Origin of the sequence: Pseudomonas sp. NFIX10 (assembly GCF_900111955.1) — a bacterium.
GTDB classification, from domain to species: domain Bacteria; phylum Pseudomonadota; class Gammaproteobacteria; order Pseudomonadales; family Pseudomonadaceae; genus Aquipseudomonas; species Aquipseudomonas fluorescens_AA.
The window spans coordinates 181,269-208,135 of sequence record NZ_FOKH01000005.1 but is presented as its reverse complement, the minus strand read 5'-3'; the positions used below and the strand labels follow the sequence as shown (position 1 = coordinate 208,135).

The following is a 26,867-nucleotide window of genomic DNA, read 5'->3' as shown; positions in this document are numbered from 1 at the left end:
GACCGATCATGACCGAAACCCTGTTGCTCGACCGTCAACGCGGCCTGCTGACCGTGCGCTTGAACCGCCCGGACAAGAAAAACGCCCTGACCCGGGCCATATACCGTCAATTGGCCCAAGCCCTGGCGATGGCGGACAGCGATCCGCAGATTCGCGCGGTGCTGCTCAGCGGTTCCAGCGACTGTTTCACTGCCGGCAACGACATCGTCGACTTCCTCGAACAGCCGCCGAACGATCTCGATAACCCGGTATTCCAGTTCATGCTCAGCCTGCTCGATTGCCGCAAACCGGTGATCGCCGCCGTGGCCGGGCCGGCGGTGGGCATTGGTACTACGTTGCTGTTGCATTGCGACCTGGTCTACGTCAGCCGAGACGCGCGGCTGCGCATGCCGTTCGTCAACCTGGGGCTGTGTCCGGAATTCGGTTCCAGCCTGATCCTGCCGCGGCTGCTGGGCCAGGCCAGGGCTGCGCAATTGTTGCTGTTGGGTGAGGGCTTCAGTGGCGAACAAGCGGTGGCATGGGGCATTGCCACCGAGGCGCTGGACAGCGGTGAAGCGGCACTGGCCAAGGCGCGGGAGGTGGCGCTGCGCTTCGAATCGCTGCCACCTGACGCGGTGCGCATCAGCAAGCAACTGATGAGGGCGCCGGACCGGGAACTGTTGCGCAAGGTGATTGAAGAAGAGGGCAAGCTGTTCACCCAACGCCTGCGCGCGCCCGAGGCGGTGGCGGCGTTGATGGGGTTTATCAACAGGCAATAAGTTCTGTAGGGCCTGGCTTGGCCCCATCGCGAGCAAGCTCGCTCCCACAGTAGGTCTGTGGTGTTCATGAAACTCCTGTGGGAGCGAGCTTGCTCGCGATGGCGGCAGACCAGACAGCACAGGCTTCAAGGCAAAAACCAAAAAGCCCCACCATTCACATGGCGGGGCTTTTGTTTTTCAGCGCTCGGTCACTCAGACCATCGGGTCGCCAACATGCAGGATTTTCATCCCGTTGGTGCCGCCGATGGTGTGGTAGCTGTCGCCCTTGGTCAGGATGACCCAGTCACCGGTCTGCACGACGCCGCGCTTGACCAGCTCATCCACCGCCGCCTGGCTGACTTCGCCCGGTTGCAGGGCGGCCGGGTCGAACGGCACGGTGTAGACGCCACGGAACATGGCGGCGCGGGCTTGGGTTTCGCGGTGCGGGGAGAACGCGTAGATCGGCACCGAGGAGCGGATGCGCGACATGATCAGCGGCGTGTAGCCACTTTCGGTCAGGGCGATGATCGCCTTCACGCCCGGGAAGTGGTTGGCGGTGTACATCGTCGCCAGGGCGATGCTTTCGTCGCAGCGCTCGAAAGTCTTGCCGATGCGGTGGCTGGAGGTCTTGCTGGTCGGGTGCTTTTCAGCGCCGATGCAAATACGCGCCATGGCTTGCACCGCTTCGAGCGGGTAGAGGCCGGCGGCGCTTTCGGCCGAGAGCATCACGGCGTCGGTGTAGTCGAGTACGGCGTTGGCTACGTCGGACACTTCGGCGCGGGTCGGCATCGGGTTCTGGATCATCGACTCCATCATCTGGGTCGCGACGATCACGGCCTTGTTGTGGCGGCGTGCGTGCAGAATGATTTTCTTCTGGATGCCCACCAGCTCGGCGTCGCCGATTTCCACACCGAGGTCACCACGGGCCACCATCACGGCGTCGGACGCCTTGATCAGGCCATCGAGGGTTTCGTCGTCGGCCACGGCTTCGGCGCGTTCGATCTTGGCCACCAGCCAGGCAGTACCGCCGGCTTCGTCGCGCAGTTGACGGGCGTATTCCATATCGGCGGCGTCACGGGGGAAGGACACGGCGAGGTAGTCGACTTCCATTTCCGCGGCCAGCTTGATGTCGGCCTTGTCTTTTTCGGTCAGGGCCGGCGCCGTCAGGCCACCGCCGCGACGGTTGATGCCTTTGTGGTCCGACAGCGGGCCGCCGATGGTCACGACGCAGTTCAGTTCGGTGGCGGAGGCGGTTTCGACGCGCATCACCACGCGACCGTCGTCGAGCAGCAGTTCGTCGCCCACGCCGCAGTCCTTGACCAGGTCCGGGTAGTCGATGCCCACCACCTGCTGGTTGCCTTCGGTCAGTGGATGGCTGGTGGAGAAGGTGAATTTGTCACCGATCTTCAGCTCGATGCGCTTGTTGGCGAATTTGGCGATACGGATCTTCGGCCCTTGCAGGTCACCCAGCAGGGCAACGAAGCGGCCGTGCTTGGCGGCGAGGTCGCGCACCAACTTGGCACGCGCCTTGTGTTCTTCGGGCGTGCCGTGGGAGAAATTCAGACGGGCAACGTCCAGGCCAGCCAGAATCAGCTGTTCGAGAACTTCCGGCGAATTACTGGCCGGGCCAAGGGTAGCGACGATTTTGGTGCGACGGACGGACATGCAAGACTCCTCAAGTTCAAGCGCCAGCGAAGGCTACTATGCTCTTTGGGTGTAGTCATTGTTCATATGCACTACTTTTTCGTTTGTTTTTCGAAATGAACATTCTTGAAAATTTTCACGCCTTTATGAACAGCATATATGAACGCCTAGCGCTGCTCTTGTGGCGAGGGAGCTTGCTCCCGCTGGGCTGCGCAGCAGCCCCAGAACAGGGCCGCTTCGCGCCCCAGCGGGAGCAAGCTCCCTCGCCACAGGGGGTGTGCCAGCCATGGTAAGCGTTTTCAGGCTGAAGATTTTCCCAGCCAGGTCGATACAGGGCTCAAGACAGGAGAACCTCCCATGCGATTCGTGCTTTTTGTTGCCCTGGCCCTGAGCGTCACGGGCTGCACCCGTTGGTCGATGAACCACCACATGAACCTGGCCTATAAGGCCTACGATCGTGGCAATTGCGAGCAGGTCATGCTCGAGTTGTCCAAGGTCGACCGCGCCAGTCGCGCCCGCCGCTACATGCAGCCGGAAGTCTCGATGCTGCGCGGCCAGTGCCTGGAACGGCAGAAGCTGTTTGTCGATGCGGCGCAGACCTACCAGTTCATCATCGCCCAATACCCTAACAGCGAATACGCGTTCCGCGCCCGCGCCCGGCTCGAAACCCTGCAGAGCCTGGGCCACTACCCGACCCGTAGCGCCTCGGCCATCCGTCCAGCTTCTTGATTCTCCCTCTCGTGGTCAGGCGCAATCCTGGCCACTCTGCCTCTGCCCACCGTGTTTATGAAAATTAATACATGGGACTGGTTGCCATCCGACCTTGGGCTATATTTGTACAAGTCGTAATTAGAGCTAGATCTCTACTGTAGAAGCACCTGAGACCGGCAGAAGTAGGCTCAAGGCGTTTGATAGCGTCTGGCACCGGGATTGGGGAGAGCGGGCTCGCTTGGGCTCGTTCCGAAGTGACCGGTCGGCCCTGTGCGTGGCCGCTAAAAAAGCGATACAAGACATGTACAAAGAGCGTCGGATCGAACGGCATCAGTTGCCGTATTTCCTCAAAGTATTCAACGGTATCAACGACAAGCCTATCGGTTTTTTGGGCAATGTTTCTGAAAATGGGCTGATGCTGATCAGCCAGCTTCCGCTGATGATCGGTGCGGATTTTGACCTGCACCTGAAAATCCCCGCTGATGAGGGGCCACAGCAAAACGTCAAGTTGAAAGCCAGGTGCCTGTGGTGCCAGGAAGACGTGACGCCGATGCATTTCGACGCCGGCTTCAGCGTGACGTGGGCGCCGCCGGAGTACGGGCAACTGGTCAATGCGTTGCGGCAATATTTCAGTTTCTATCCGTTGCCGGAATCGGCTTGAGCATTACGGGCTACCGACTTTGTGGGAGCGAGCTTGCTCGCGATGGCGGCGGTACATTCAATATTGCCGCAAGCTGATCCACCGCTATCGCGAGCAAGCTCGCTCCCACAGGGCTTCCTGTTTCCTACAGGTCATTCGGCCTTCAGCGCTGAATCCTCGCTTCGTTATCCAGCAGTCTTTCCAGCAACAACACCCCCATCTCGCCCATCTGGTGAATCGCCAGGGCCAGGTTGCGCGGGGCGCCTTCCAGGTCTTCGGATAAATCCAGGATCAGCGTGCTCACCGAGCAGAAGGTTTCGTAGGTGTGGGCGAGCATGCCTTCGGGGTCGGCGTCGGGGGCGACGATGAAGTAGTCCAGGTGTTTGGCGGTTTTCTGGTCGGGCTGGCCGTTGTTGGGCTTGAGGTAGTAGTCCAGGGCTCTTTGAGCCGCTTCGTCGAGCTTTTCGGGATCGAGGGTTTCGTGGGGGGAAAGCGGGTCGGCTTTCGGGGGATTGGGAGTAGCCTTGAACATAATCGTAATCCTCTGAATGGAGCTGCCACCTACTCGCGACTAAACGAGGGGTGGCGGCTGAACGCAGGTTAGTCGACCGGGAGGAAAACGAAAAACCGGCGCGCCCAAGGGCGCCCTGCGCACAGCCACCATTAAGTACGGGGATAGGGGAACCCGACTCGATGATGCTCATGCACTTCGTTAACCTCCCGGGCGACTAAACCCGATCGCTGGATATCAGCGACGCGAATCAAGTTACGGGGCAAGGCCAAGGTGCACAAGCCGGCGGATTCTGGCGGATCTGTAGTCCGTTGCGCAAGGCGCTGTAGTCAGCTGGAGCTTCGCTGGCTCGCTGTAGGACCTAGGCGGTGCCGGCCTTTTTCCAGGCCAGGTATTGGGTCACCAGGTCCGCTCCCAACTCACTGGGGCGCGAATCCAGGGTTGGCACACCGTGGGCAGCCAACTGCTTATGCATCTCGGCCCGGGCGTTCAAATAGTCCACCGTCCCGCAATAAGCCAAGGCTTCAGGCAGGCTTTGCACCGGCGCCTGGCGCAAGCGGTCGAGGGCTTCTTCCCGCAGGCTGGCCACCAGCACCCGATGCAGTTGCCCCAGCCGTTTCACGGCGGCGAGCAGTTGCGCATCGTCTTCATCCCGAAGGTTGGTCACCAGCACCACCAAGGCCCGGCGTTTTTGCCGGGCCAACAGTTCAGTGACGGCGGCCTGATAGTCGGCGGGGCGTTGGCTGCTGTCGAGGTCGTACACGGTGTTGAGCAGCACATTGAGCTGGCCGGTGCCTTTGACCGGGGCCAGGTAGCGGCTTTGTTCGCTGGCGAACGTGCTCAGGCCCACGGCATCGCCCTGGCGCAGGGCGGTGTAGCTGAGCAGCAGGCACGCATTGAGAGCGTGGTCGAAGTGCGCCAGCTCGCCGTCCTGGCTGCGCATGCGCCGGCCGCAGTCGAGCATGAAGATGATCTGCTGGTCGCGCTCGTCTTCGTATTCCCGGGCAATCGGCGTGCGGTGGCGGGCGGTGGCTTTCCAGTCGATCTGGCGCAGGCTGTCGCCCTCGCGAAATTCCCGCAGTTGATGGAATTCCTGCCCCTGCCCACGACGTTGACGCTGGCGGATGCCGAGTTGGCTGAGCCAATTGTCCACCGCCAGCAGTTGACCGTCGTAGAGCCTGGCGAAGTCTGGGTAGACACGGGTGTGGTCGACGGCCTCCAGCAGGCGTTTGTCGGTCCACAGGCCCAGCGGGCTTGGCAGGTTGGTTTCGCACTGGGCGAAGGTGAAGTGACCGCGTTTGAGCGGGCGCAGGCGGTAGCTGACCTGGCTGTGCTGGCCGGGTTGCAGCTCGACCGACAGCGGCAGGTTTTCGAAGTCCAGGCCGTCGGGGACATGATCGAAGAGCTGCACGTGCAGCGGCTGGGCAAAGTCATGGCTGATGTCCAACCGCACGTCACCCCAGCGGCCCAGGGCCAGGCTCCCGGGCATTTGCCGTTGCAGCCGGGGCGAGGGCAGGCGCCGGACGCGCACCGCGTCGAGCAGCGCCAGGGCCAGTACGGCCAACAGCAACCCCCAGTTGATCGACAGCAGCGTCGCCGGCACCGCCACGCCGAGTGCCTGCAGCGCGCCCAGCACAATGCCGAGGGCCAGCAGCAGCGCGAGCCAGATCAAGAGCAGGCGCGAGGGTTTCATCGACACATACCCTTTGGGAGAAATGCAAAGCGAGCTTTTGTGGCGATGGGATTTATGTGGGAGCAAAGCTTGCTCGCGACACAGGCGCCTCGATTTCTGCGAGGTCGCGTCGCCTCCATCGCGGGCAAGCCTTGCTCCCACATAAATCCCATCGCCACAATGAGTCTCTCCACCACGAAGTGCGTATTCACAACCGCGGCGCCGGCACTTGATCGAGCAGTTGCCCCAGCACCTGATCCACCGACAGCCCTTCGATGTCCAGTTCCGGCGCCAACCGTACCCGATGGCGCAGGACGGCCAGGGCGCAGCCCTTGATATCGTCCGGCACCACGAACTCGCCGCCGCGCAACAACGCCCGGGCCCGGGCGCACCGCACCAGCGCAATTGAAGCACGGGGCCCGGCGCCGAGGGTCAGGCCCGGCCAACTGCGGGTGGTGCGGGCCAGACGCACGGCGTAGTCGAGCACCTGGTCGTCCATCGGCAGGTCGCTGGCGATGCGTTGCAACGCTTGCACGTCCTTGGCCTGCAGCACCATGCGCAGCGGTTGTACGTCGAGCATGTCGGCACGGGTCGAGCGGCTGACCTGGCGCACCATGTCCAGCTCCTGGTCGGCGTCCGGGTAGTCCATGCGCACCTTGAGCATGAAGCGGTCGAGCTCGGCTTCCGGCAGCGGGTAGGTGCCTTCCTGTTCGATGGGGTTCTGGGTGGCGAGCACCATGAACGGCTGGCTGATGGGCAGGGCGCGGCCTTCGAGGGTGACCTGGCGTTCCTGCATGGCTTCGAGCAGCGCGGCCTGGGTCTTGGCCGGCGCGCGGTTGATCTCGTCGGCCAGCAACAGGTTGGTGAACACCGGGCCCTTGCGCAGCTTGAACTGCTCGGTCTGCAAGTCATACACCGCGTGTCCGGTGACGTCGCTGGGCATCAGGTCGGGGGTGAACTGGATGCGCGCGAACTCGCCGTTGAAGCAGCGAGCCAAGGCGCGCACCAGCAACGTCTTGCCCAACCCCGGAACGCCTTCGAGCAGCACGTGGCCGCCGGCGATCAGTGCCGTGAGCACATCGTCGATCACGCTGGCCTGGCCGACCACCGCCTTGCGCAGCTCGGTGCGGATCGCCTGGGCCAACTGACTGGCGCGCTGGCGCTGTTGGGCGGCGTGGGCCTGGCCGTCGGTAGGTTCGTTCTGTTCAGTCATAAGGCATTCCTGAGGGTTTGCAAATGGGCGACCTGGCGGCAGAACTCTGCGCTGGACATACGCTGTTTCGGCCGTGGGCTCAAGGCCTGGCTAATGGCTCGCGTGGGTTGCCGGGTCAGGCGGGCGAGTACTTGCCATTGTTCGGCGACGGCCAGTTGTTCGAAGCCTGGGTGAAGATGGCGGGCCCGGCGCAGCACGTCTTGTTGCAAGGCGTGCAACAGGTGCTGCTGGCCGTTGTGGCGCAGGTGGAAACCGGCGCTGGCCTGTACGTGTTCTTCCAGCTGGCGCCGGGCCTGGGAGGCCGGTGGTTGCAGCGGGCCGTGGCGCACCGCCGAATGCCAGAACCACAGGGCAACCAAGGCCAGCAGTGCCACCAGCGCCTGGGGGAAATAGCGCAGCAACAGGGTCAGCAAGGTGTCGTGGTCGGTGTTGAACAGCAGGGTGACATCCGTGTCGGCGCTCAAATACCAGAGCAGCCAGGCGTTGTCGTACTGGTCGATGGCGTCGTTCTTCCACAGCTCGGCGTCGGTGATCACCGTGATCGAGCCGAGGCCGAGGTTCAATTGCATCATGTGGGTCGACACCGCGCTGTTGGCCCAGGCCTGGGCCAGGTTGTACGGGTCTTCGAGGTGGAAGTCGGTGTCGAAGCTGGCATATGCCGGCGCCTCTTCGTCTTCCAGGTAGAGCTTGGTCAGTTCCGGGTAACGGTCCTTGATCAGTTCGGGCGCGGGCTCCTTGAGGTCTTCGCTCAGCAGTTGGCGCAGGCGCACGCGGTCGAGCAGCAGGTCGCCGCTGCTGCCGGTGCTCTTGTCCCACAAGGCTTCGGCCACAAAGACCAGGCGTCCGCCGGCCCGGGTCCAGTTCATCAACTGTTCGACTTCCCGTGGCGTCATGTGGGTGCGCTCGCCCAGCAACAGCAGGCTGTGCTGGCGTGGCTCCAGGGTGGGCAGCACCTCCAGGCTGTTGGCGTGCTCGACGTTGATCCCCCGCTGGCGCAGGAACTGTTCGGCGGCCAGGTAAGGGTTGGCCTGTACTTCCGGGGAGGGGCCATGCTCGACGACCTCTTCATAGGGCACGGCCTGGGTGTAGAGATAGAAACCGAATGCGCACACCACGGCGGCCAGCACGGCGCCGACCAGCCACCCCGCCTGCCGGCTCATCGAGACGCTCCCGGCCCGAACAACCCGCGCCAGCCGTCACACAGTTCCTGTTGCAGGTGGGGCGGCGGCGGACGATGCCCATAGGCAATGTTCTGCCAATGCAGGGTCAGGCTTTTGCTGAAGCCCAGCAGGTTGTCCTGCTCGAGCCGTTCGACGCGTTGCAGCACCTGGCCTTCGGTGTCGGACGGTTTCAAGGGGATCTTGAAGTCATGATGCAACCGGCTGAGCAGTGCCCGGTACAGCAGGCCCAAGGCTTCACGGGGTTGCGTGGCCCACAGCTGTTCGACGCTGGCGGCGACGTCGGTCGGCAGGCTTTCTTCACGAATATCCAGGCCGAACATGTGCGCCGGTGCCGCTCGTTCCACGGGCAGGCGTTGCGTCGGCCGCCGATTGACCAGGGCTTTGAGCCGTTTCCGGTAGTGCCAGGCCAGCCAGACGATCGCACCTGCCAGGCAGGCCCACAGCGCGACCTGGATCAGCGCGGCGGCGATGTCGAAGCGTTGGCCGCCGAGCCATTTGAGCAGGGCCTTGAGCCAACTCGGTTTTGCCTCGGTCTCGTCGGTCGGTTCGGCGGTTTCTTCGCCGAAACGATAACGGGTGACGGTCTGCGGGTTCTTGAACGGCGCGGCCTCGAGGATCGCCTTGATGCCGGCCCGGGAGGCTTCGCTGGTCAGGGGCTGGTTGAGCAGCCGCGGGCTGTCGGGGGCGTTGGGCTCTTCGTCGGCCCATGCCGGGGGCGCCAGCGGCAGCATCACCAGGGCCAGTAGCAACAATACCGGGGCCACGCCGCTCAGGCGCTGGCGCAGGCGCCGGAACACCAGTTCGATGTCCCACGCTTCGAGGATCGTGCGCCGGTTCAGGTAGAGGCTGAAGCCGCAGGCGACGTACACCGGCTCCCACAAGATCAGCAGCAGCGGGTAGAGGAAGTTGACCAGGTGTTCGAACCACAACCAGTCGTGCTCGGCTGCTGACACCAGCGTCTCCCAGTCCCATTGCAGTTCGACTTGTTGCGGCACGAACAGATAGAACAGGGCCATCAGGCCGAACCACAGGGCGGTTTCCAGGTGCATGCCGATGATGGTCAACCATTGTGCCGCGCCGCGGTTGCGTTGCTGCAATACCCGTATGCGTTGCTCCCGTGCCTCATCGGTGAGCCCTTCGAGTTGCACCACCGGCAGCAGGAAGCTGCGGCTCAGGCTCAGTCGGCGCCAGGTCAGGCTGGCCAGCAACTGGGGCTTGAGCAGCGCCGGCCATTGGCGCAAGGCCTGCCTCAAGGTGGGGGTTTCGCCAAACAGCGCCTTGGACAGGATGTACAGCGGCAGACGGTCGAAGGCCGGTTTCAACCACCAGAACAGCATCACCACCAGGGACGGTGAGTCCCATAGCAGCAGGGTCAGCAACAGGTACACCGGCAGGGTGATGATCGCCCAACTGGTCATCAGCAAGCGTCGATGCTTCTGGCTCATCAACACGCCAAGGTCCATGGCTTCCCAGGTGGTGCGTGGGCGAATGACGACGGTGGCATCACTCAGGCGCATGGCGGGCCCGTCCGGCAAGCGACAGATAGCTGATGACCAATAGCCACAACAAGGCGCCCACGGTGTATTTGGTGGCGGGCGTTACCGCGCTGGAAGACCAGTAGGCCTCGATGAACGCGGCGATGAGCAGGAACAGCATCACGCCGCCGATCATCAGCACGCTTTTACCCGCCGCGAGCCGCAAGGCCTCGCCACGGGTCAGGCGTCCCGGGGCGATCAACGCCCAGCCCAGTTGCAGGCCCGCGGCACCGGCCAGGGCGATGGCGGTGAGTTCGAAAGCGCCGTGGCCGATCACGAACGACCAGAACGTTGCACCGGAACCGATCTGCGTCAGGTGTCCGGCCACCGCGCCAATGGTCAGGCCATTGAAAAACAGGAAGAACGCGCTCCCCAGCCCAAACATCAAGCCACTGGCGAACGTCTGAAAGGCAATGCCGATGTTGTGCATGATGTAGTAACCGAACATGACCCAGTCTTCGCTGGCGGCCCGTTCGACCGAGCGCCCCAGGTGCCCGGAGGCCGGGTCATACATGCTGCGGATCTGGCTGATTTCGTCGGCGCCCAGCACGCTGTAGACCAGTTCCGGAAACAGATAGACCAGCAGCCCGATGCCGACCAGGCTGCCCAGGAACATCAGGCTGGCGGCCAGCACGAAGCGCCATTGTTCACGCACCAGTCGAGGGAAACCGACCAGGATAAAGGCCGAAAGGCTGGCCGATGGTCGGCTGCGATCCCGGTAGAGTTGCTGGTGACCGCGCAGCGCCAGTTGTTGCAGGGTGTCGACCAGCAAACTGCTGTAGCCCCGGGCCTGGGCCAATGCCAGGTGATGGCAAAGCCGTCGGTAGGCGGCAGGGAAGTCACCGCTCTGGGGCATGTTGCGGCTGCGCTCCAATTGATCGAGTTGCTGGGCCAGGTGCTCCCATTCTCCTTGGTGGCGGCTTTCGAACAGGCTCTGCTTCATGTCGGCCCCAGCAGGCCGCGGGCGATGCCATTGAGTTCGGCGGTGGCGTTCGGCACCTGGACGTTCAGTGGCGCGGCCAGGATCGCGGCCAGTTCGTTGACCCGCGCCTGGGACAGTTCGACCTGGCGTTCGGCGAAGTCCAGCACGGCGCGTTGCTCATGCAGGTTCAGGGTGAAAGGCGCGCGTATCGGCGGGGCCATGGGCAATGCGGGGCGCTTGACCGGTTGTTCGCGATAGACCACCAGCGTACCGGCCGCGAGATCGCCCAGGCGCTTGAACGCCGGATGCTGCAGGCAGCAGATGGCCCCGAAGGTGTAGCCGAAGGGCAGCATGTCGACGAAACGCAGCAGGTTACGGATCAACGACGCCGACCAGCCAATGGGCCGGCCATCGTCCTGCACCACGCGCAGCCCCATGATCTGCTTGCCGGGAGAACGCCCCTGGTTGAGTACTTCGAACAGCACCATGTACCACCAACTGACGACAAACAGCAGGATGGACCCCAGGCCGAGCCCCAGCTCGCCGAAAAACGCCAGGACCAGGAAAAAAACACCCAGGACCAAGCCGCGTATACCCAAATCGATGGTGAAGGCGATTGCACGCGGCATCAGCCCCGCCGGGCGCAGTGGCAGGTCGATGCCCTCCGGCGTTTCCACCTGATAACGCGTGTCCAGGGGCGCGGGCAGCGTCGCGTTCCTTTGCAGTGCTGGTGTCTCGAGCATGGGCAACCTGTGATGGGCCGATCCGAACATTCAATCTCGGCCCCGATGCTAGCAGTCTTCGTGCGGGCAAACGATAGAACTGTGCAGGTCATTTCATGGTTTGCAACAGGATTGAGAAGGCGAACACTGCCTGCATCATTCTGCGACCTCTCAGTGTTCACAGATCCCTGTGGGAGCGGGCTTGCTCGCGAAGACGGCGGTACATTCAACATTGATGTCGCTGACCCACCGCTTTCGCGAGCAAGCCCGCTCCCACAAGAATTCTAGAGTGTTCACAGATCCAGTGTCCGACACCGCTCGCACATTGGTATTCAAAAGTTACAGCACTGCTGGTCGCAGGCGGGTTCGAGCGCCTAGACTTCGCCAGTCTTCAGTTCAGGAACAGCCCGTGACTTCCATCTTCTGGTACGACTACGAAACCACCGGCATCAACCCGCGTTGCGACCGGCCCTTGCAGGTGGCGGGTATCCGTACCGATTTCGAGCTCAATGAAATCGACGAACCGGTGAATCTGTATTGCCGGCCCAGCGATGACATCCTGCCGCATCCGGCGGCCTGTGCGATTACCGGGATCACCCCGACATGCCTGGCCGAAAAAGGCTTGAGCGAAGCCGACTTCATGACCCGTGTCCACGGGCAACTGGCCGCACCCGGTACCTGTGGCGCCGGCTACAACACCCTGCGTTTCGACGATGAAATGACCCGCTACAGCCTCTATCGGAATTTCTTCGACCCGTACGCTCGGGAATGGCAGGGCGGCAACAGTCGCTGGGACTTGATCGACCTGGTGCGCGCGGCCTATGCGCTACGCCCGCAAGGCATTGTCTGGCCGCAAGAGGACGGTCGCGTCAGCCTCAAGCTCGAACGCCTGACCGCCGCCAATGGCATCGATCATGGCCAGGCCCACGATGCGTTGTCGGACGTGCGCGCGACCATCGCCCTGGCCCGCCTGGTCCGTCAGCGGCAGCCGCGGCTCTACGACTGGCTGTTCCAGTTGCGCAGCAAACAGAAAGTGATGGACCAGATCCGCCTGCTGCAGCCGATGGTGCATATTTCCGGTCGCTTCTCGGCGGCGCGCAACTACATCGGCGTGGTATTGCCGTTGGCCTGGCACCCGAAAAACCGCAACGCCCTGATTGTCTGCGACCTGCACCTGGACCCCCAGGGCCTGTTGGACCATGACGCCGAAAGCCTGCGCCAGCGTTTGTATACCCGCCGCGAAGAACTGCTCGAAGGTGAGCTGCCGGTGCCGCTCAAGCTTATCCATATCAACAAATGCCCGGTGGTCGCGCCGTTGTCGGTGCTGCGCGTCGAGGACCAGCAGCGGCTGGAGCTGGATATGGAGGGCTATCGACAGCGCGCATTGCGGCTAACTGACGCACAGAAAGTTTGGCAGGACAAACTTCAGGCTATTTATGGCCGCGAGGACTTCACCGCCAGCGAGGATCCCGAGCAACAGTTATACGCGGGTTTCTTGGGCGATCGCGATCGGCGTTTATGTGAACAAGTGCGCATGGCGGACCCGGTGCAATTGGCGCAAGCGCAATGGCCTTTCGATGATGAGCGTCTGCCGGAACTATTGTTCCGATATCGTGCACGCAACTTTCCAGACACCTTGAATCCCGAAGAGCAGGAGCGCTGGAGAATTTTCTGTCAACAACGTCTGTCCGCCCCGGAATGGGGAGCGCCTAATACCTTGCAAAGTTTTGACGAGGCGATGGGAGAGTGGCTGGCCCTGTCTACGCCGATGCAGCGAGAAGTACTCGTGGAATGGCAGGGCTACAGCCAGCAATTGCGCAAACGTTTAAGCCTTGTATCGCAATGAAATGAACAGATAACAAGCATAAAAAACGCCAGTAATCACTGGCGTTTTTTTGTTCGCAAAGAAGCTTGCGCCGCGGTGAGGCTTAGCCCAGCAGGGTTGCCCAGCCTTCTACCACGTCACCGCCCCACTTGGCTTTCCACTCTTTCAGCGTCTTGTGGTTGCCACCTTTGGTTTCGATGACTTCACCGTTGTGCGGGTTCTTGTATTGCTTAACTTTGCGAGCGCGCTTGGTGCCGGTAGTTTTCACGGCGCCACGTGGGGCTTTGCTCGACTTGGCTTCTGGATCCAGCAGGGCAATGATGTCGCGCAGCGACTTGGAGTATTCGCCCATCAGCGTGCGCAGTTTGCCTTCGAATTCAAGCTCGGTTTGCAGTTTGTCGTCTTGCGACAGGTTTTTCAGGCGAGCTTGCAGTTCTTTGATGGCTTCTTCTGTGGCGCGGTATTCATTGATCAAGGACATGTGGACTACCTTATGTAGGACGCGGGTGACAAGGAGACAGTGCGACAATAGTAATCAGACAGTTTCATCAAGTAAACATTTAACCGGTGTTTTATTTAATTAATTAGTGCCGCGCCACAAAAACGCCTGTTGCAGTTAAATACCGCGACAGTGTCTTCACATCCGTTCACATATAATCTGCCTTCCCGGGCCTCGCCGGCCATGGCCTGGGGCTGTCGCCCAGGATCCGGCGTGTCATCGATACTGCAGTTTTGCCGCGCAATGGCTAGAATGGCCGCCTTTGCGAAGTTCTGGAGTTCCCCTAATGCGCACTTTTCGTCTGGTGATTGCTTGCCCGGACCGCGTCGGCATCGTTGCTAAAGTCAGTAACTTTCTGGCGTCCCATAACGGCTGGATCACCGAAGCGAGCCATCACTCGGACAATCAAAGCGGTTGGTTTTTCATGCGTCACGAGATTCGTGCCGACTCGCTGCCCTTCGGCATCGAAGCCTTTCGTGAAGCGTTCGCCCCCATTGCCGAAGAGTTCTCGATGGACTGGCGTATCACCGACACCGCGCAGAAAAAACGTGTGGTGCTGATGGCCAGCCGCGAGTCTCATTGCCTGGCTGACTTGCTGCACCGCTGGCACAGCGATGAGCTCGATTGCGACATCGCCTGTGTGATTTCCAACCATGATGATTTGCGCAGCATGGTGGAATGGCACGGCATCCCGTACTACCACGTGCCGGTCGACCCGCAGGACAAGCATCCGGCGTTCGCCGAGGTCTCGCGACTGGTCAAGCAGCACGACGCCGAGGTGGTGGTACTGGCTCGCTACATGCAGATCCTGCCGCCGGCCTTGTGCAGCGAATACGCCCATAAGGTCATCAACATCCACCACAGTTTCCTGCCGTCGTTCGTCGGGGCCAAGCCGTACCACCAGGCGTCGATGCGCGGTGTGAAGCTGATCGGCGCCACCTGTCATTACGTGACCGAAGAGCTGGATGCCGGCCCGATCATCGAGCAGGACGTGGTGCGCGTCAGTCACAGCGACAGCATCGAAGACATGGTGCGTTTCGGCCGTGACGTCGAGAAGATGGTATTGGCCCGGGGCCTGCGTTATCACCTGGAAGACCGGGTGCTGGTGCACGGCAACAAGACCGTAGTCTTCTGACTAGACTGCCAAGGGCCTGGACGAGCGATCGCCAGGCCTTTTTTCATGAGGTTCGCCATGACCGATCCATTGGACAAAGCCACCTCCAAGGCGCCAGCCACTCTGGGCGAGGGCTGCCTCAGCCGCTATGACCCCGACGCGTTGAGCCCGGAGGATGGCACCGAGTTCCCCGACGCCGCGCAATTGTGGGAGCAATTGCATCCCCAGGACGCGCCCGAACAGACGCCGTGACCGGTCAGGCTTGCCTGAGCCTGATCAGCTTCTTGATCAACGGCCGCCCGACCATCAGGAAGAACACCGGCCCACCGGCCACCAGGTAAAAATAATAGGTCACCGCCCGCCAGATCAGGATCGCCGCCGCTGCGGTGGACTTGCCCACCATGGGGGCCAGCAGCGCCGCCGACGTCAGCTCGGCCGCCCCGGCACCGCCCGGCAGCAGGCTGAACTGCCCCGCGCTCAAGGACAGCATCTGGATCAGGAAGCTCCACGCCCACTGCAGGTCCGCGCCCAGCCCCTTCAATGCCAGGTACAACACGCTGTAGCGCAGCGCCCAATGCAGGCAGGTCAGGCCGAAGACCTGGAACAGCGTCTGTCGTGGCAATTTCAAGGTGTCGGTGAAGGCCGCGAGGAAGTTCAGGATCTTGCGGCCCCAGCGTCGGCGGGTGGCGGTTTTCACACGTAAGTGCCGCAGCACGCGAGCGCCCAGCAGAATCAGCCGGCGGTGATAACGGGCCACCAGCACGCAGCCGAACAGCCCGCCAAACAATGAAATCGCGCTCAACGCCAGCATCCATTCCAGGCGCTGGCTGAGGTTCTGGAACAGCGCGTAGAACAGAATGCCCACCAGGGCGCAGAGGAAGAACAGCAAGTCGCTCAGTTGATCCATGGCGAACACCGCGCTGCCATGGGCCGGGCGCACACCGTTGCGCGCCAGCAGGGCCATCAGCGTCAGTGGGCCGCCGCTGCCTCCAGGCGTCGCGCACATGGCGAACTCGGTGGACATCACCACACCCATGCTTTTCCACCCGCCGATGCGCCCACGGTATTCACCCAGCAACAGGCGCAGGCGCACGGAATTCAAGCCCCAGCACAGCACGATCATGCCGAGCATGGTCAGCAGCAGGGACAGGGGAAAGCGCTGCACCCGCGACCACATTTCCCCGCCGCCGACCAGCAGCGGCACCAAGAGCGCCGTGAGCAGGGCGGCGCCCAGCCAGATCAGCCGTTTCATGCGGCGCTGCGGGCCCGCAGCCCCTGGGTTGCCAGCCAGCCGACCTTGGTCATCGGCACGCGACCGTCGTTGAGCAGGCGTTCGAGGGTGCGCAGCCAATAGTCCCGGGAAAACCCGTGGCGCATGTCCACCGGGTGCAGGCCCAGACGAATCACCGGGGCCTGGCGCCAGCGCTGTTCACGCTGGTCGCTGATGACCTTCGACAGGCCACGGCGCCAGGCACTGCGGGCACTCCAGACCAGGCCCGGCGCGTCAATGGCGCTGAAGTCGGGCAGGCGATAGAGGTGTTGGGTGTCACTGGTGTAGCTCAGCGGTAACTGGCGCAAGGCCTGGCGCGTGCCTTCGCTCATCAGCCAGGCCGGGGCGACGAAACCTTCCAGCGGCCAATGGTAGCGCTCAAAGGTGGCGATCCCGGCGCGCAGGCGGGCGAGGGCGGCGGCCTCGGACAGGTTGTAGAACTCCCCCTCATGGGTATAGACCCGGCGCATGAACCACTCCTTGGGGTGGCGGGCGATAGGGCCGTCGTCGCAATGGTAGTAGCCATGCAGCACCAACTCGTCGCCGCGCTCGACCCGGCGGTCGAGCAGGCGGCGAAAGTCGGGGTGAGCCTCCAGGGCATTGGTACGGTGAAAGTCCGGCACCACCAGCCAGGTCATCGGCACCTGGCCGAGGGCATCCACGGCTTCGACGAAGGGCTGGTAGTCAGGCCAGGTTTGCGGTGCCACGTCGTGCAACACCAATAGCACGCTGGGCGAAGAACTCATCGACACGCTCCTCGCCTCAACCATTGGCCAGCAACGGCATTTGTTCGCCGAGCACGGCGTAGTAGTGCCCCAGCAAGCTGTTGACCACGGTGTCCCAGGCGTAATGACGCTCCACATGCCGGCGCGCCAGCAGGCCACGGCGTTGGCAGCCTTCGCTGAACAGTTGCCGCACGGCATTGGCCATGGCCTGCGGATTGTTGGGTGTGCACAACAGGCCGCAGTCCTCGTGGACGATTTCGGTGAAAGCCCCGGCCGCCACCGCCACCACGGGAATACCGCTGGCCATGGCTTCGAGGATCACCAGGCCGAAGGTCTCCTGGTCGCCGGCGTGCACCAGGGCATCGGCGCTGGCCATGAGCCGGGCGACTTGCGGCGCCGGGCAGAATTCGTCGACCACCGTGACGTTGTCCGGCACCAAGGCGGGCATCGATGAGCCCACCAACAGCAGGTGATAGCGCTCACCCAGGCGTTTCATGCACTTGAGCAGCACCGGCAGGTTTTTTTCCTTGGAACCGCGACCGGCGAAAATCAGCAGGCGCGCGTCTTCGGCGATACCCAGCTCGGCCCGCAGTTCCGGGTCGCGGGCGGCGGGGGTGAAGGTTTGCAGGTCAACGCCCAAGGGTTGCACATAGACGTTCTTGACCCCCAGCCCGGTCAGTTTGTCGGCCATGACCTGGCTTGGCGCCAGGACCCGGTCGAAATTGCCGTACAACTTGCTGACATAGGCTTCGATATTGGGGGTGAACCAGTTGCCCATGCGGTTGCTCACCAACAGCGGCAGGTCGGAGTGATAGAAGCCGATGACGGGCACGTCGAGCTGACGGCGGGCATCCAATGCGGCCCAGGCGGTGAGGTACGGATCGCCGACCTCGATCAGGTCCGGTTGCAGATCGCGCAGGACATTGCGCCACGGCGCCAGGCGAAGGGGAAAGCGATAGCCCTTGCCGAACGGCAGTGCAGGAGCTGGCACCTTGTAGATTCCGTCGTGCTCGCTCAAATGCGCGCCGGGGATCAACAGGCTGTGGCGAATACCGGGCCGATCGCCCAGGCGCCGGTGCTTGGCATCCAGATAAGTGCGCACGCCTCCACTGGCGGGGGCGTAGAACATGGTTATGTCCGCTATATGCACGATGAACGTCCCTCCGGTCTGTGTTCTCCTGTGTTGACCTTTATGAAGAATAGATGTTCGGTTGGGGTTGTGGGGCGGGTGTACCGCCAGTGGAGTATTGCTGAGTTTGACAGGGCCTCATCGCGAGCCCAGGTTCGCTCCCACATGGGATCTGTGCCTCGCCCCAAATCTCTGTGGGAGCGAGCTTGCTCGCGATAGGGCCAGCCCAGGTTCGCAGCTATTATTCCTGCTGCCAGGGCCTTGATGCGCCAGGCATGCTTTTATATAAGCGTGCAAAATGGCGTCATATCGCAAACACCACGGGTGACCACATGCCTGACTCATCGCAACTCGTTATCGGTGCCGACCTCAGCGGCCAGCCCATCGCCCAGGCCATGCGCCTGGCGAACCGTCATGGCCTGGTGGCCGGTGCCACCGGGACCGGCAAGACCGTCACCTTGCAGCGCCTGGCCGAAATGTTCAGCGATGCCGGCGTGGCGGTGTTCGCGGCTGATATCAAGGGTGACCTGTGCGGCCTGGGTGCTGCCGGCAACCCCCAGGGCAAGATCGCCGAGCGCATCGCCGGCATGCCCTGGCTCAACCACAAGCCCCAGGCTTATCCGGTGACCTTGTGGGATATCCACGGCCAGTCCGGGCATCCACTGCGCACCACCCTGAGTGAGATGGGCCCGTTGTTGATCGGCAGCCTGCTGGAACTCACGGACAGCCAGCAGTCGGCGCTCTACGCCGCGTTCAAGGTGGCCGACCGTGAAGGCCTGTTGTTGCTGGACCTCAAGGACCTGAAGGCGCTGCTCAATCATCTCAAGGACAACCCCGCGCTGCTGGGGGACGACGCGGCGCTGATGACCACCGGCTCCAGTCAGGCGCTGCTGCGGCGGCTGTCCACTTTGGAACAGCAGGGCGCGGACGCGTTGTTCGGTGAACCGGCGTTGCAGCTCGAAGACATCCTGCAACCGGCCAGCGACGGCCGTGGCCGCATCCACTTGCTCGACGCCAGCCGCCTGGTCCACGAAGCGCCGAAGGTCTACGCGACGTTCCTGCTGTGGCTTTTGGCCGAGCTGTTCGAACAGTTGCCCGAGCGCGGCGATGCGGACAAGCCGCTGCTGGCGCTGTTCTTCGATGAGGCGCACTTGCTCTTTGCCGGTACGCCCAAGGCTCTGCAGGAGCGCCTGGAGCAAGTGGTGCGCCTGATCCGTTCCAAGGGCGTGGGGGTGTATTTCGTGACCCAGTCGCCGGGCGATTTGCCGGACGATGTGCTCGCCCAGTTAGGGTTGCGCATCCAGCACGGTTTGCGGGCCTTCACGGCCAAGGAACAGAAATCCCTGCGGGCGGTGGCCGACGGTTTCCGGCCCAACCCGCAATTCGATGCCCTGGCGGTGCTGACCGAGCTGGGCATCGGTGAAGCCCTGGTGGGCACCTTGCAGGAAAAAGGCACGCCGGAAATGGTCCAGCGCGTGCTGGTGGCACCCCCGCAATCGCGCATCGGGCCGCTGAGCGAGGCCGAGCGCGCCGGGTTGATCGCCAGTTCGGCGCTGCAAGGGCGCTACGACAAGCCCATTGATCGCGAATCGGCCTACGAAGTGCTGATGGGACGCAAGGGGCTGGAGCCCCAAGCCGAAGCGGGGCCGGGCAAGTCCACGGCCGAAGAACCCAGCTTCACCGAACAGGCCGGCGAGTTCCTTGGCACGGCAGCCGGCCAAGCGCTCAAATCGGCGATGCGCCAGGCGGCCAATCAACTGGGCCGGCAGCTGGTGCGCGGGTTGATGGGGTCGTTGCTGGGGGGCAGCAAGCGGCGCCGGTAGTCGAGACCGAGTTGCCCCCTTCGCGAGCAAGCTCGCTCCCACACGGGTTTGGTGTCGTACACAAAATAGGTGGCCGCTGCAGTTCCCCTGTGGGAGCGAGCTTGCTCGCGAAGGCGGTTTGGCAGGCGAAAAGTGTGCCGGCTGAGCTGCCGCTATCGCGAGCAAGCTCGCTCCCACACGGGTTTGGTGTCGTACACAAAATAGGTGGCCGCTGCAGATCCCCTGTGGGAGCGAGCTTGCTCGCGAAGGCGGTTTGGCAGGCGAAAAGTGTGCTGGCTGAGCTGCTGCTATCGCGAGCAAGCTCGCTCCCACAAGGGGTTGGTGTCGTACACAAAATAGGTGGCCGCTGCAGATCCACTGTGGGAGCGAGCTTGCTCGCGATCGCTATCTAGCCGACGCCGAAAATCTCAATCCTTGGGCCGCGCATGCGCCGCCAACCGCTCCAACGCCGCCCGCAGGTTAGGATCGCTGATGCCATCGGCGGTGGCCTGGATGGTCGCCGCGGCGTCGGTGGACAGATCCAGTGTATGGCCCTTGGCGCCGACCTGGACGGTGGGTGGCTGCACCTTGAACAGGATCCGCGTCAGGTTGGCGAATTCTTCGAACGCCTGGAGTTGGCGCAGCAGGCGTTTTTGCTGGTAGCGCAAACGCGTGGCCCAGTGGCCGTCGGTGACGATCAGCAACAAACTGCCTTCGCGCCAGGACGCCACGTGGCAATGCTCGCGGGCGGCCGGTTGCAACTGGCTGTCCAGCAGGCGCTGCAAGTGGCCCAGGCGTTTGGCGTGGCCGAAGATGGCTTTCAGCGGCTTGGCTTCGCGCAGCAGAACGGCGGGCGCCTTGGCTGGAAGAGGGCGGAAGGCCATGAATGAATACCGCAAGTGACAGAGGCGCCATGGTAGCAGAAAGCGCCGGACGCGCCTCGACCCTCTCGCCCAGCGGCTTTCGGCTACACAATCAGTGAGAACTTCTGCGCTTTGTGGGTTGAAGTTCGCGCAAAAGCCCTTATTTTAGGGTGGCCCCGTCACAGCGCTGTGCCAGCATCGTGGAATAACGCCACTTTCCTCTCCATCGTTTCCGGGTAGAATGCTCGTTCGCATGCGGCCATGAGGGCTGCACGGGCGACTCATGGGGCCGCCCTCCATCCCTTTAGTGTGGAAGATCCTGCCGATATGTTTGCGCCTTTGTTAAAGAAACTTTTTGGAAGCAAGAACGAGCGTGAAATCAAGCGCATGCTCAAGACGGTACAGACTGTCAATGCCTTCGAAGAGCAAATGGTGGCCCTTTCGGACGATCAGTTACGCGCCAAGACTGCCGAATTCAAGGACCGCATCGCCAAGGGGGAAACCCTTGACCAGCTCCTGCCCGAAGCCTTTGCGGTCGCCCGTGAGGCCGGCAAGCGGATCATGGGCATGCGCCACTTCGACGTTCAGTTGATCGGCGGCATGACCTTGCACGAAGGCAAGATCGCCGAAATGCGTACCGGTGAGGGCAAGACCCTCGTGGCGACCCTGGGCGTGTACCTCAACGCACTGTCCGGCAAGGGCGTGCACGTGGTGACGGTCAACGACTACCTGGCCCGCCGCGACGCCAACTGGATGCGCCCGCTCTACGAATTCCTCGGCCTTACCGTCGGCGTCGTCACGCCGTTCCAGCCGCCGGAAGAGAAGCGTGCCGCCTACGCCGCCGACATCACCTACGGCACCAACAACGAATTCGGGTTCGACTACCTGCGCGACAACATGGCGTTCAGCATGGAAGAAAAATTCCAGCGTGAACTCAACTTTGCCGTGATCGACGAAGTCGACTCCATCCTCATCGACGAAGCCCGTACCCCGCTGATCATTTCCGGTCAGGCCGAGGACAGCTCCAAGCTGTACATCGAGATCAACAAACTGATCCCGCAGCTCAAGTTGCACGTCGAGGAAGTCGAAGGCGAAGTGACCCAGCCCGGGCACTACACCATCGACGAGAAGACCCGCCAGGTCGAACTCAACGAAGCCGGTCACCAGTTCATCGAGGAAATGCTCACCCGCGTCGGCTTGCTGGCCGAAGGCGAGAGCCTCTACTCGGCCCATAACCTGGGCCTGCTGACCCACGTCTATGCCGGCCTGCGTGCCCACAAGCTGTTCCATCGCAACGTCGAATACATCGTCCAGGACGGCCAGGTCGTGCTGGTGGACGAACACACCGGCCGTACCATGCCGGGTCGTCGCCTGTCCGAAGGCCTGCACCAGGCCATTGAAGCCAAGGAAGGCCTGAACATCCAGGCCGAGAGCCAGACCCTGGCCTCGACCACCTTCCAGAACTACTTCCGCTTGTACAGCAAGCTGTCCGGCATGACCGGTACCGCCGACACCGAGGCGTTCGAATTCCACCAGATCTATGGCCTGCAAGTGGTGGTGATCCCACCGAACAAACCGCTGGCCCGTAAGGACTACAACGACCTGGTGTTCCTGACCGCCGAAGAGAAGTACGCGGCGATCATCAACGATATCAAGGAAGGCATGGCCCAGGGCCGTCCGATCCTGGTGGGTACCGCCACCATCGAGACCTCCGAGCACATGTCCGCCTTGCTCAACAAGGAAGGCATTGAGCACAAGGTCCTCAACGCCAAGTTCCACGAGAAGGAAGCCGAGATCATCGCCCAGGCCGGTCGCCCGGGTGCGCTGACCATCGCCACCAACATGGCCGGCCGTGGTACCGACATCCTGCTGGGCGGCAACTGGGAAGTGGAAGTCGCCAGCCTGGAAGACCCGACCCCCGAGCAGATCGCGCAGATCAAGGCCGACTGGCAGAAGCGTCACCAGCAGGTGCTCGAGTCCGGCGGTTTGCAGGTGATCGCCTCCGAGCGTCACGAATCGCGTCGTATCGACAACCAGTTGCGTGGCCGTGCTGGTCGCCAGGGCGATGCCGGTTCCAGCCGTTTCTACCTGTCCCTGGAAGACAGCCTGATGCGCATCTTCGCCTCTGACCGGGTGAAGAACTTCATGAAGGCCCTGGGCATGCAGCCTGGAGAGGCGATCGAGCACCGCATGGTGACCAACGCCATCGAGAAGGCCCAGCGCAAGGTCGAAGGCCGCAACTTCGATATCCGCAAGCAACTGCTCGAGTTCGACGACGTCAACAACGAACAGCGTAAAGTGATCTATCACATGCGTAACAGTTTGTTGGCCGCCGAAAACATTGGCGAAACCATCGCCGATTTCCGCCAGGACGTGCTCAACGCCACCGTCAGCGCCCACATCCCGCCGCAGTCGCTGCCGGAACAGTGGGACGTCGCCGGCCTGGAAGCCGCCTTGCAGAGCGATTTCGGCGTGGCCTTGCCGATCCAGCAATGGCTCGACGAAGACGATCACCTGTACGAAGAAACCCTGCGTGAAAAACTGCTGGCCGAGCTGATCGCCGCCTACAACGAGAAGGAAGACCAGGCGGGCGCCGAGGCACTGCGCTCCTTCGAGAAGCAGATTGTGCTGCGGGTACTGGACGATTTGTGGAAAGACCACCTGTCGACCATGGACCACCTGCGCCACGGTATCCATTTGCGCGGTTACGCTCAGAAGAACCCGAAGCAGGAGTACAAGCGCGAGTCCTACACGCTGTTCTCCGAGTTGCTCGATTCGATCAAGCGCGACTCGATTCGCGTGCTGTCCCACGTACAGGTTCGCCGCGAAGACCCAGCCGAGGAAGAAGCCCGCCTGCGCCAGGAAGCCGAAGCCCTGGCTGCGCGCATGCAGTTCGAGCACGCCGAAGCCCCTGGCCTGGAAGTGGTCGCCGAAGAGGGCGTCGATGTGGATGTCGCCCTGGCGACCGCACCGGTGCGCAACGAGCAGAAGCTGGGCCGTAACGAACTGTGCTATTGCGGTTCGGGCAAGAAATACAAGCATTGCCACGGGCAGATCCAATAAACCCGTTTCAAGGCTGAACCACCTGCGCCGCGACCGGATTCTATCCGTCGCGGCGTTTTGCCATTTTGATTCGCCGTCCCAATGGGAGCGGCGTCGATAGACATCTAATTTAGGAGCGCATTCATGGCTGTTGGTCTTGGTCCGTTGCCCACGCTGCACCCGGTTGCCGGTTTTGAACTCGGTATTGCCTCGGCGGGCATCAAGCGCCCCGGGCGCAAGGACGTCGTGGTCATGCGTTGCGCCGAAGGCTCGACGGTGGCGGGTGTGTTCACCCTCAACGCCTTTTGCGCCGCCCCGGTCATCCTGGCCAAGCAACGCGTGCAGGGGCCGGTGCGTTACCTGTTGACCAACACCGGTAACGCCAACGCCGGCACCGGCGCGCCTGGCCTGGCCGCCGCCGAGCGCACCTGCGCCAAGCTGGCGGAATTGACCGGCGTCGACGCCAGCCAGGTGCTGCCGTACTCCACCGGCGTGATCGGCGAACCGCTGCCGGTCGAGAAGATCGAAGGTGCGCTGCAAGCCGCCCTCGACGACCTGTCGGAAAACAACTGGGCCGCCGCCGCCACCGGCATCATGACCACCGACACCCTGCCCAAGGGTGCGAGCCGTCAGTTCGAGCACGACGGCGTGACCATCACCGTCACTGGTATCAGCAAAGGCGCTGGCATGATCCGGCCGAACATGGCGACCATGCTCGGCTACATCGCCACCGACGCCAAGGTCTCGCGCCAGGTGCTGCAAGACCTGATGCTCGACGGGGCCAACAAGTCGTTCAACCGCATCACCATCGACGGCGACACCTCCACCAACGACTGCTGCATGCTGATCGCCACCGGCCAGGCCAACCTGCCGCAGATCACCGAGGCCAGCGGCCCGCTGTTCGCTGCCCTGAAGCAGGCGGTATTCGAAGTGTGCATGGACGTGGCCCAGGCCATCGTCCGTGACGGCGAAGGCGCGACCAAGTTCGTGACCGTGCAGGTCAATGGCGGGGGCAATCACCAGGAATGCCTGGATGTGGGCTATACCGTGGCCCACTCGCCGCTGATCAAGACCGCACTGTTCGCCTCCGACCCGAACTGGGGCCGCATCCTCGCCGCTGTCGGCCGGGCCGGCGTGCCTGAACTGGACGTGAGCAAGATCGACGTGTTCCTCGGTGACGTCTGCATCGCCAGCCAAGGCGCTCGTGCTGCCACCTACACTGAAGCCCAGGGCTCGGCGGTGATGCAGCAGGAAGAAATCACCATCCGTATCGAATTGGGACGAGGGGATTGCAGCGAAACCATCTGGACCACCGACCTGTCCCACGAGTACGTCAAGATCAACGCTGAGTATCGGACTTAACAGGTTCGGGACCGAGTTGCTGCCATCGCGAGCAAGCTCGCTCCCACAGGAATTTTCGGGCGATCCCCTGTGGGAGCGAGCTTGCTCGCGATGGCGCCGGTACAGCCCCTAAAAAATCACAAGAAAGGAATCCAGACATGAGCCTGCACCTGATCATCGGCGACCAACGCATTTCTTCCTGGTCCCTGCGCGGCGCGCTCGCCCTGGCGCTGACCGGCGCGAAGTACTCCGAAGAACTGGTCAGGCTCGACCAGCCCGACACCCGCGAAAAGCTGCTCAAGCATTCGGCCACGGCGAAGGTCCCGTTGCTCAAGACAGAGTTCGGCGTGATCGCTGATTCCCTGGCGATTGCCGAATACCTGGCCGAACAGTTCCCGCAGGCCGGTCTCTGGCCCAAGGAGGTGGCCGCCCGGGCCCAGGCACGCTCGGCCTGTGCGCAAATGCACAGCGGTTTTTTCGCCATCCGCAGCCACATGCCGTTTGACCTGCTGCGTGATGCACCGCTGTCGCCCATGCCGGCTGATGTCCAAGTGGAAATCGAGCGGATGCTGGCGCTGTGGGCCGAATGCCGCGCCGCGGCGACCGAGGCCGGTCCCTACCTGTTTGGCCGCGTCAGCCTGGCCGACGCGTTTTTTGCCCCTGTTGCCGTGCGCTTGCGCACTTATCAGGTGAAACTGTCCGAGGTCGATGAGGCCTACGTCGAAACCCTATATCAATGGCCAGCGTTCAAGGCGTGGCAACAGGCTGGCCTGGAGGACACTGCGCGGTGAAACGAGTCCATGTGGCGGCAGCGGTCATCCGCGATGCCGCCGGTAAAATCCTGATCGCCCGACGGGCCGACACCCAGCACCAGGGCGGCCTGTGGGAATTTCCTGGCGGCAAGGTCGAGGCCGACGAATCCGTCGAAACCGCCCTGGCCCGTGAACTTCACGAGGAGCTGGGCATTGTCGTCGACGCCGCCCGGCCGTTGATCAAGGTGCGTCACGATTACCCGGACAAGCAGGTGTTGCTGGATGTCTGGGAAGTCTCGGCGTTCACCGGCGAACCCCATGGCGCCGAAGGGCAACCGTTGGCCTGGGTGACGGCCCGCGACCTGACGAACCATGAGTTCCCGGCGGCCAATCAGCCGATCGTCGCGGCGGCCCGTTTGCCGGGCGAATACCTGATCACTCCCGAAGGCCTTGAGACGCCGGCCTTGCTGCGCGGCATGCAGAAAGCGATTGCCGGCGGGATCAAGTTGGTCCAGCTACGCGCCCCCAACGGCTACGATCCGCAATACCGCGACCTGGCGGTGGATGCGGCGGGGTTGTGTGCCGGCAAGGCTCAACTGATGCTCAAGGGGCCGTTCGAATGGCTGGGGGATTTTCCTTCCGCTGGCTGGCACATTACCGCCGCGCAACTGCGCAAGCATGCCGCGGCCGGTCGACCGTTCGGCAAGGACCGCTGGCTGGCGGCTTCCTGCCATAACGCCGAGGAGCTGTCCCTGGCGCAGCAAATGGACGTGGACTTCGTCACGCTTTCGCCGGTACAGCCGACCCAGACCCATCCCGATGCACAGCCGTTGGGGTGGGCAGAGGCGGCGCGGTTGATCGATGGCTTCGACCGGCCGGTCTATCTGTTGGGCGGGGTCGGGCCTGGTGAGCGACAAAAAGCCTGGGAGGTCGGGGCTCAGGGTGTGGCGGGGATTCGGGCTTTTTGGCCAGCAGCTTGAGAATGTGGTGCAGCAGATGACGCCATCGCGAGCAAGC

24 protein-coding genes are annotated in these 26,867 nt (G+C 62.7%); 11 read left to right on the top strand and 13 right to left on the bottom strand.

Going from position 1 to position 26,867, the window contains the following annotated elements:
* The first annotated feature begins 8 nt into the window (after positions 1-8).
* Entirely contained in the window at positions 9-758 is a 750-nt protein-coding gene (locus BM321_RS06990) for an enoyl-CoA hydratase-related protein (RefSeq protein ID WP_092441987.1), read from the top strand.
* Positions 759-950: 192 nt separating this feature from the next.
* Here BM321_RS06990 and pyk read toward each other — a convergent pair whose 3' ends face one another.
* Entirely contained in the window at positions 951-2,402 is a 1,452-nt protein-coding gene (gene pyk, locus BM321_RS06985) for a pyruvate kinase (RefSeq protein ID WP_092166364.1), read from the bottom strand.
* 336 nt (positions 2,403-2,738) lie between these two features.
* Here pyk and BM321_RS06980 point away from each other — a divergent pair, with 336 nt between their 5' ends.
* Together BM321_RS06980 and BM321_RS06975 are read left to right on the top strand one after the other, a co-directional pair.
* Positions 2,739-3,110: a tetratricopeptide repeat protein gene (locus tag BM321_RS06980; protein ID WP_092332363.1), complete on the top strand. Its 372-nt coding sequence runs from the start codon at positions 2,739-2,741 to the stop codon at positions 3,108-3,110.
* A gap of 283 nt (positions 3,111-3,393) precedes the next feature.
* On the top strand, positions 3,394-3,753 hold the full coding sequence (locus BM321_RS06975) for a PilZ domain-containing protein (RefSeq protein WP_092441986.1): 360 nt from the start codon (positions 3,394-3,396) through the stop codon (positions 3,751-3,753).
* A 142-nt stretch (positions 3,754-3,895) separates the two neighbouring features.
* Here the strand turns inward: BM321_RS06975 and BM321_RS06970 are convergent, their stop codons facing one another.
* The 7 genes from BM321_RS06970 to BM321_RS06940 form a co-directional block, all read right to left on the bottom strand.
* Entirely contained in the window at positions 3,896-4,264 is a 369-nt protein-coding gene (locus BM321_RS06970; protein WP_092441985.1) for a DUF6124 family protein, read from the bottom strand.
* Between the two features lie 340 nt (positions 4,265-4,604).
* A complete protein-coding gene (locus tag BM321_RS06965; protein ID WP_092441984.1) occupies positions 4,605-5,936 on the bottom strand; it encodes a DUF58 domain-containing protein in 1,332 nt (443 codons plus the stop codon).
* Between the two features lie 187 nt (positions 5,937-6,123).
* On the bottom strand, positions 6,124-7,128 hold the full coding sequence (locus BM321_RS06960; RefSeq protein ID WP_092332372.1) for an AAA family ATPase: 1,005 nt from the start codon (positions 7,126-7,128) through the stop codon (positions 6,124-6,126).
* On the bottom strand, positions 7,125-8,288 hold the full coding sequence (locus BM321_RS06955) for a DUF4350 domain-containing protein (RefSeq protein ID WP_092441983.1): 1,164 nt from the start codon (positions 8,286-8,288) through the stop codon (positions 7,125-7,127). Before BM321_RS06955 ends, BM321_RS06960 begins: the two co-directional genes overlap by 4 nt.
* Positions 8,285-9,826, bottom strand: coding sequence for a DUF4129 domain-containing protein (locus tag BM321_RS06950; RefSeq protein ID WP_092441982.1), 1,542 nt, complete (start codon positions 9,824-9,826; stop codon positions 8,285-8,287). Before BM321_RS06950 ends, BM321_RS06955 begins: the two co-directional genes overlap by 4 nt.
* Positions 9,813-10,787 (bottom strand): stage II sporulation protein M, encoded by a 975-nt coding sequence (locus BM321_RS06945; RefSeq protein WP_092441981.1) that lies wholly within the window; start codon positions 10,785-10,787, stop codon positions 9,813-9,815. The genes BM321_RS06950 and BM321_RS06945 overlap by 14 nt, the downstream gene beginning before the upstream one ends.
* Positions 10,784-11,509: an RDD family protein gene (locus tag BM321_RS06940; protein WP_092441980.1), complete on the bottom strand. Its 726-nt coding sequence runs from the start codon at positions 11,507-11,509 to the stop codon at positions 10,784-10,786. Before BM321_RS06940 ends, BM321_RS06945 begins: the two co-directional genes overlap by 4 nt.
* Positions 11,510-11,897: 388 nt before the next feature.
* On the opposite strand from BM321_RS06940, the gene sbcB reads away from it, so the two are divergent.
* Positions 11,898-13,334, top strand: coding sequence for an exodeoxyribonuclease I (gene sbcB / locus BM321_RS06935; protein ID WP_092441979.1), 1,437 nt, complete (start codon positions 11,898-11,900; stop codon positions 13,332-13,334).
* Positions 13,335-13,416: 82 nt separating this feature from the next.
* On the opposite strand, the gene mvaT is transcribed toward sbcB, so the two are convergent.
* Positions 13,417-13,794 carry a histone-like nucleoid-structuring protein MvaT gene (gene mvaT / locus BM321_RS06930; RefSeq protein WP_003205091.1) on the bottom strand — a complete coding sequence of 126 codons (378 nt, stop codon included), beginning with the start codon at positions 13,792-13,794 and terminating at the stop codon, positions 13,417-13,419.
* Between the two features lie 304 nt (positions 13,795-14,098).
* Here mvaT and purU point away from each other — a divergent pair, with 304 nt between their 5' ends.
* Both purU and BM321_RS30465 read left to right on the top strand, forming a co-directional pair.
* Entirely contained in the window at positions 14,099-14,947 is an 849-nt protein-coding gene (gene purU / locus BM321_RS06925; protein ID WP_060740880.1) for a formyltetrahydrofolate deformylase, read from the top strand.
* 57 nt (positions 14,948-15,004) lie between these two features.
* Entirely contained in the window at positions 15,005-15,178 is a 174-nt protein-coding gene (locus tag BM321_RS30465; protein WP_175459486.1) for a hypothetical protein, read from the top strand.
* A gap of 4 nt (positions 15,179-15,182) precedes the next feature.
* Here BM321_RS30465 and BM321_RS06920 read toward each other — a convergent pair whose 3' ends face one another.
* The 3 genes from BM321_RS06920 to BM321_RS06910 are packed head-to-tail and all read right to left on the bottom strand — an operon-like array spanning position 15,183 to position 18,050.
* On the bottom strand, positions 15,183-16,178 hold the full coding sequence (locus BM321_RS06920) for a glucosaminyl phosphatidylglycerol flippase (RefSeq protein ID WP_092332384.1): 996 nt from the start codon (positions 16,176-16,178) through the stop codon (positions 15,183-15,185).
* Positions 16,175-16,942 carry an N-acetylglucosaminyl phosphatidylglycerol deacetylase gene (locus BM321_RS06915; RefSeq protein WP_092441978.1) on the bottom strand — a complete coding sequence of 256 codons (768 nt, stop codon included), beginning with the start codon at positions 16,940-16,942 and terminating at the stop codon, positions 16,175-16,177. The genes BM321_RS06920 and BM321_RS06915 overlap by 4 nt, the downstream gene beginning before the upstream one ends.
* Before the next feature lie 16 nt (positions 16,943-16,958).
* Positions 16,959-18,050: an N-acetylglucosaminyl phosphatidylglycerol synthase gene (locus BM321_RS06910; protein ID WP_092441977.1), complete on the bottom strand. Its 1,092-nt coding sequence runs from the start codon at positions 18,048-18,050 to the stop codon at positions 16,959-16,961.
* A gap of 332 nt (positions 18,051-18,382) precedes the next feature.
* Between BM321_RS06910 and BM321_RS06905 the strand changes: the two genes are divergently transcribed.
* The gene (locus BM321_RS06905) at positions 18,383-19,873 is read left to right on the top strand and encodes a helicase HerA-like domain-containing protein (RefSeq protein WP_092441976.1); all 1,491 of its coding nucleotides are present in this window, start codon (positions 18,383-18,385) and stop codon (positions 19,871-19,873) included.
* 407 nt (positions 19,874-20,280) lie between these two features.
* Here the strand turns inward: BM321_RS06905 and BM321_RS06900 are convergent, their stop codons facing one another.
* A complete protein-coding gene (locus BM321_RS06900) occupies positions 20,281-20,736 on the bottom strand; it encodes a DUF721 domain-containing protein (RefSeq protein ID WP_018614283.1) in 456 nt (151 codons plus the stop codon).
* Between the two features lie 306 nt (positions 20,737-21,042).
* On the opposite strand from BM321_RS06900, the gene secA reads away from it, so the two are divergent.
* From secA to BM321_RS06880, 4 genes are all read left to right on the top strand, one after another.
* Positions 21,043-23,778, top strand: coding sequence for a preprotein translocase subunit SecA (secA, locus tag BM321_RS06895; RefSeq protein WP_092441975.1), 2,736 nt, complete (start codon positions 21,043-21,045; stop codon positions 23,776-23,778).
* 123 nt (positions 23,779-23,901) lie between these two features.
* The gene (gene argJ / locus BM321_RS06890) at positions 23,902-25,119 is read left to right on the top strand and encodes a bifunctional glutamate N-acetyltransferase/amino-acid acetyltransferase ArgJ (RefSeq protein WP_092441974.1); all 1,218 of its coding nucleotides are present in this window, start codon (positions 23,902-23,904) and stop codon (positions 25,117-25,119) included.
* A gap of 137 nt (positions 25,120-25,256) precedes the next feature.
* Complete coding sequence (locus BM321_RS06885) at positions 25,257-25,889, top strand: glutathione S-transferase family protein (protein ID WP_092441973.1); 633 nt, start codon at positions 25,257-25,259, stop codon at positions 25,887-25,889.
* On the top strand, positions 25,886-26,830 hold the full coding sequence (locus BM321_RS06880) for a Nudix family hydrolase (RefSeq protein ID WP_092441972.1): 945 nt from the start codon (positions 25,886-25,888) through the stop codon (positions 26,828-26,830). Before BM321_RS06885 ends, BM321_RS06880 begins: the two co-directional genes overlap by 4 nt.
* The last annotated feature ends 37 nt before the right edge of the window (positions 26,831-26,867 follow it).

Bases quoted from the DNA above. Each gene is read 5' to 3' on its own strand.
- BM321_RS06940 (WP_092441980.1), bottom strand. From the start codon at position 11,509: ATGCTCGAGACACCAGCACTGCAAAGGAACGCGACGCTGCCCGCGCCC.
- BM321_RS06950 (WP_092441982.1), bottom strand. From the start codon at position 9,826: ATGCGCCTGAGTGATGCCACCGTCGTCATTCGCCCACGCACCACCTGG.
- BM321_RS06960 (WP_092332372.1), bottom strand. From the start codon at position 7,128: ATGACTGAACAGAACGAACCTACCGACGGCCAGGCCCACGCCGCCCAA.
- purU (WP_060740880.1), top strand. From the start codon at position 14,099: ATGCGCACTTTTCGTCTGGTGATTGCTTGCCCGGACCGCGTCGGCATC.
- argJ (WP_092441974.1), top strand. From the start codon at position 23,902: ATGGCTGTTGGTCTTGGTCCGTTGCCCACGCTGCACCCGGTTGCCGGT.
- BM321_RS30465 (WP_175459486.1), top strand. From the start codon at position 15,005: ATGACCGATCCATTGGACAAAGCCACCTCCAAGGCGCCAGCCACTCTG.
- BM321_RS06900 (WP_018614283.1), bottom strand. From the start codon at position 20,736: ATGGCCTTCCGCCCTCTTCCAGCCAAGGCGCCCGCCGTTCTGCTGCGC.
- BM321_RS06975 (WP_092441986.1), top strand. From the start codon at position 3,394: ATGTACAAAGAGCGTCGGATCGAACGGCATCAGTTGCCGTATTTCCTC.
- BM321_RS06970 (WP_092441985.1), bottom strand. From the start codon at position 4,264: ATGTTCAAGGCTACTCCCAATCCCCCGAAAGCCGACCCGCTTTCCCCC.
- BM321_RS06955 (WP_092441983.1), bottom strand. From the start codon at position 8,288: ATGAGCCGGCAGGCGGGGTGGCTGGTCGGCGCCGTGCTGGCCGCCGTG.
- BM321_RS06885 (WP_092441973.1), top strand. From the start codon at position 25,257: ATGAGCCTGCACCTGATCATCGGCGACCAACGCATTTCTTCCTGGTCC.
- pyk (WP_092166364.1), bottom strand. From the start codon at position 2,402: ATGTCCGTCCGTCGCACCAAAATCGTCGCTACCCTTGGCCCGGCCAGT.
- BM321_RS06910 (WP_092441977.1), bottom strand. From the start codon at position 18,050: ATGTTCTACGCCCCCGCCAGTGGAGGCGTGCGCACTTATCTGGATGCC.
- BM321_RS06945 (WP_092441981.1), bottom strand. From the start codon at position 10,787: ATGAAGCAGAGCCTGTTCGAAAGCCGCCACCAAGGAGAATGGGAGCAC.
- secA (WP_092441975.1), top strand. From the start codon at position 21,043: ATGTTTGCGCCTTTGTTAAAGAAACTTTTTGGAAGCAAGAACGAGCGT.
- BM321_RS06990 (WP_092441987.1), top strand. From the start codon at position 9: ATGACCGAAACCCTGTTGCTCGACCGTCAACGCGGCCTGCTGACCGTG.
- BM321_RS06920 (WP_092332384.1), bottom strand. From the start codon at position 16,178: ATGAAACGGCTGATCTGGCTGGGCGCCGCCCTGCTCACGGCGCTCTTG.
- BM321_RS06965 (WP_092441984.1), bottom strand. From the start codon at position 5,936: ATGAAACCCTCGCGCCTGCTCTTGATCTGGCTCGCGCTGCTGCTGGCC.
- BM321_RS06905 (WP_092441976.1), top strand. From the start codon at position 18,383: ATGCCTGACTCATCGCAACTCGTTATCGGTGCCGACCTCAGCGGCCAG.
- BM321_RS06980 (WP_092332363.1), top strand. From the start codon at position 2,739: ATGCGATTCGTGCTTTTTGTTGCCCTGGCCCTGAGCGTCACGGGCTGC.
- BM321_RS06915 (WP_092441978.1), bottom strand. From the start codon at position 16,942: ATGAGTTCTTCGCCCAGCGTGCTATTGGTGTTGCACGACGTGGCACCG.
- mvaT (WP_003205091.1), bottom strand. From the start codon at position 13,794: ATGTCCTTGATCAATGAATACCGCGCCACAGAAGAAGCCATCAAAGAA.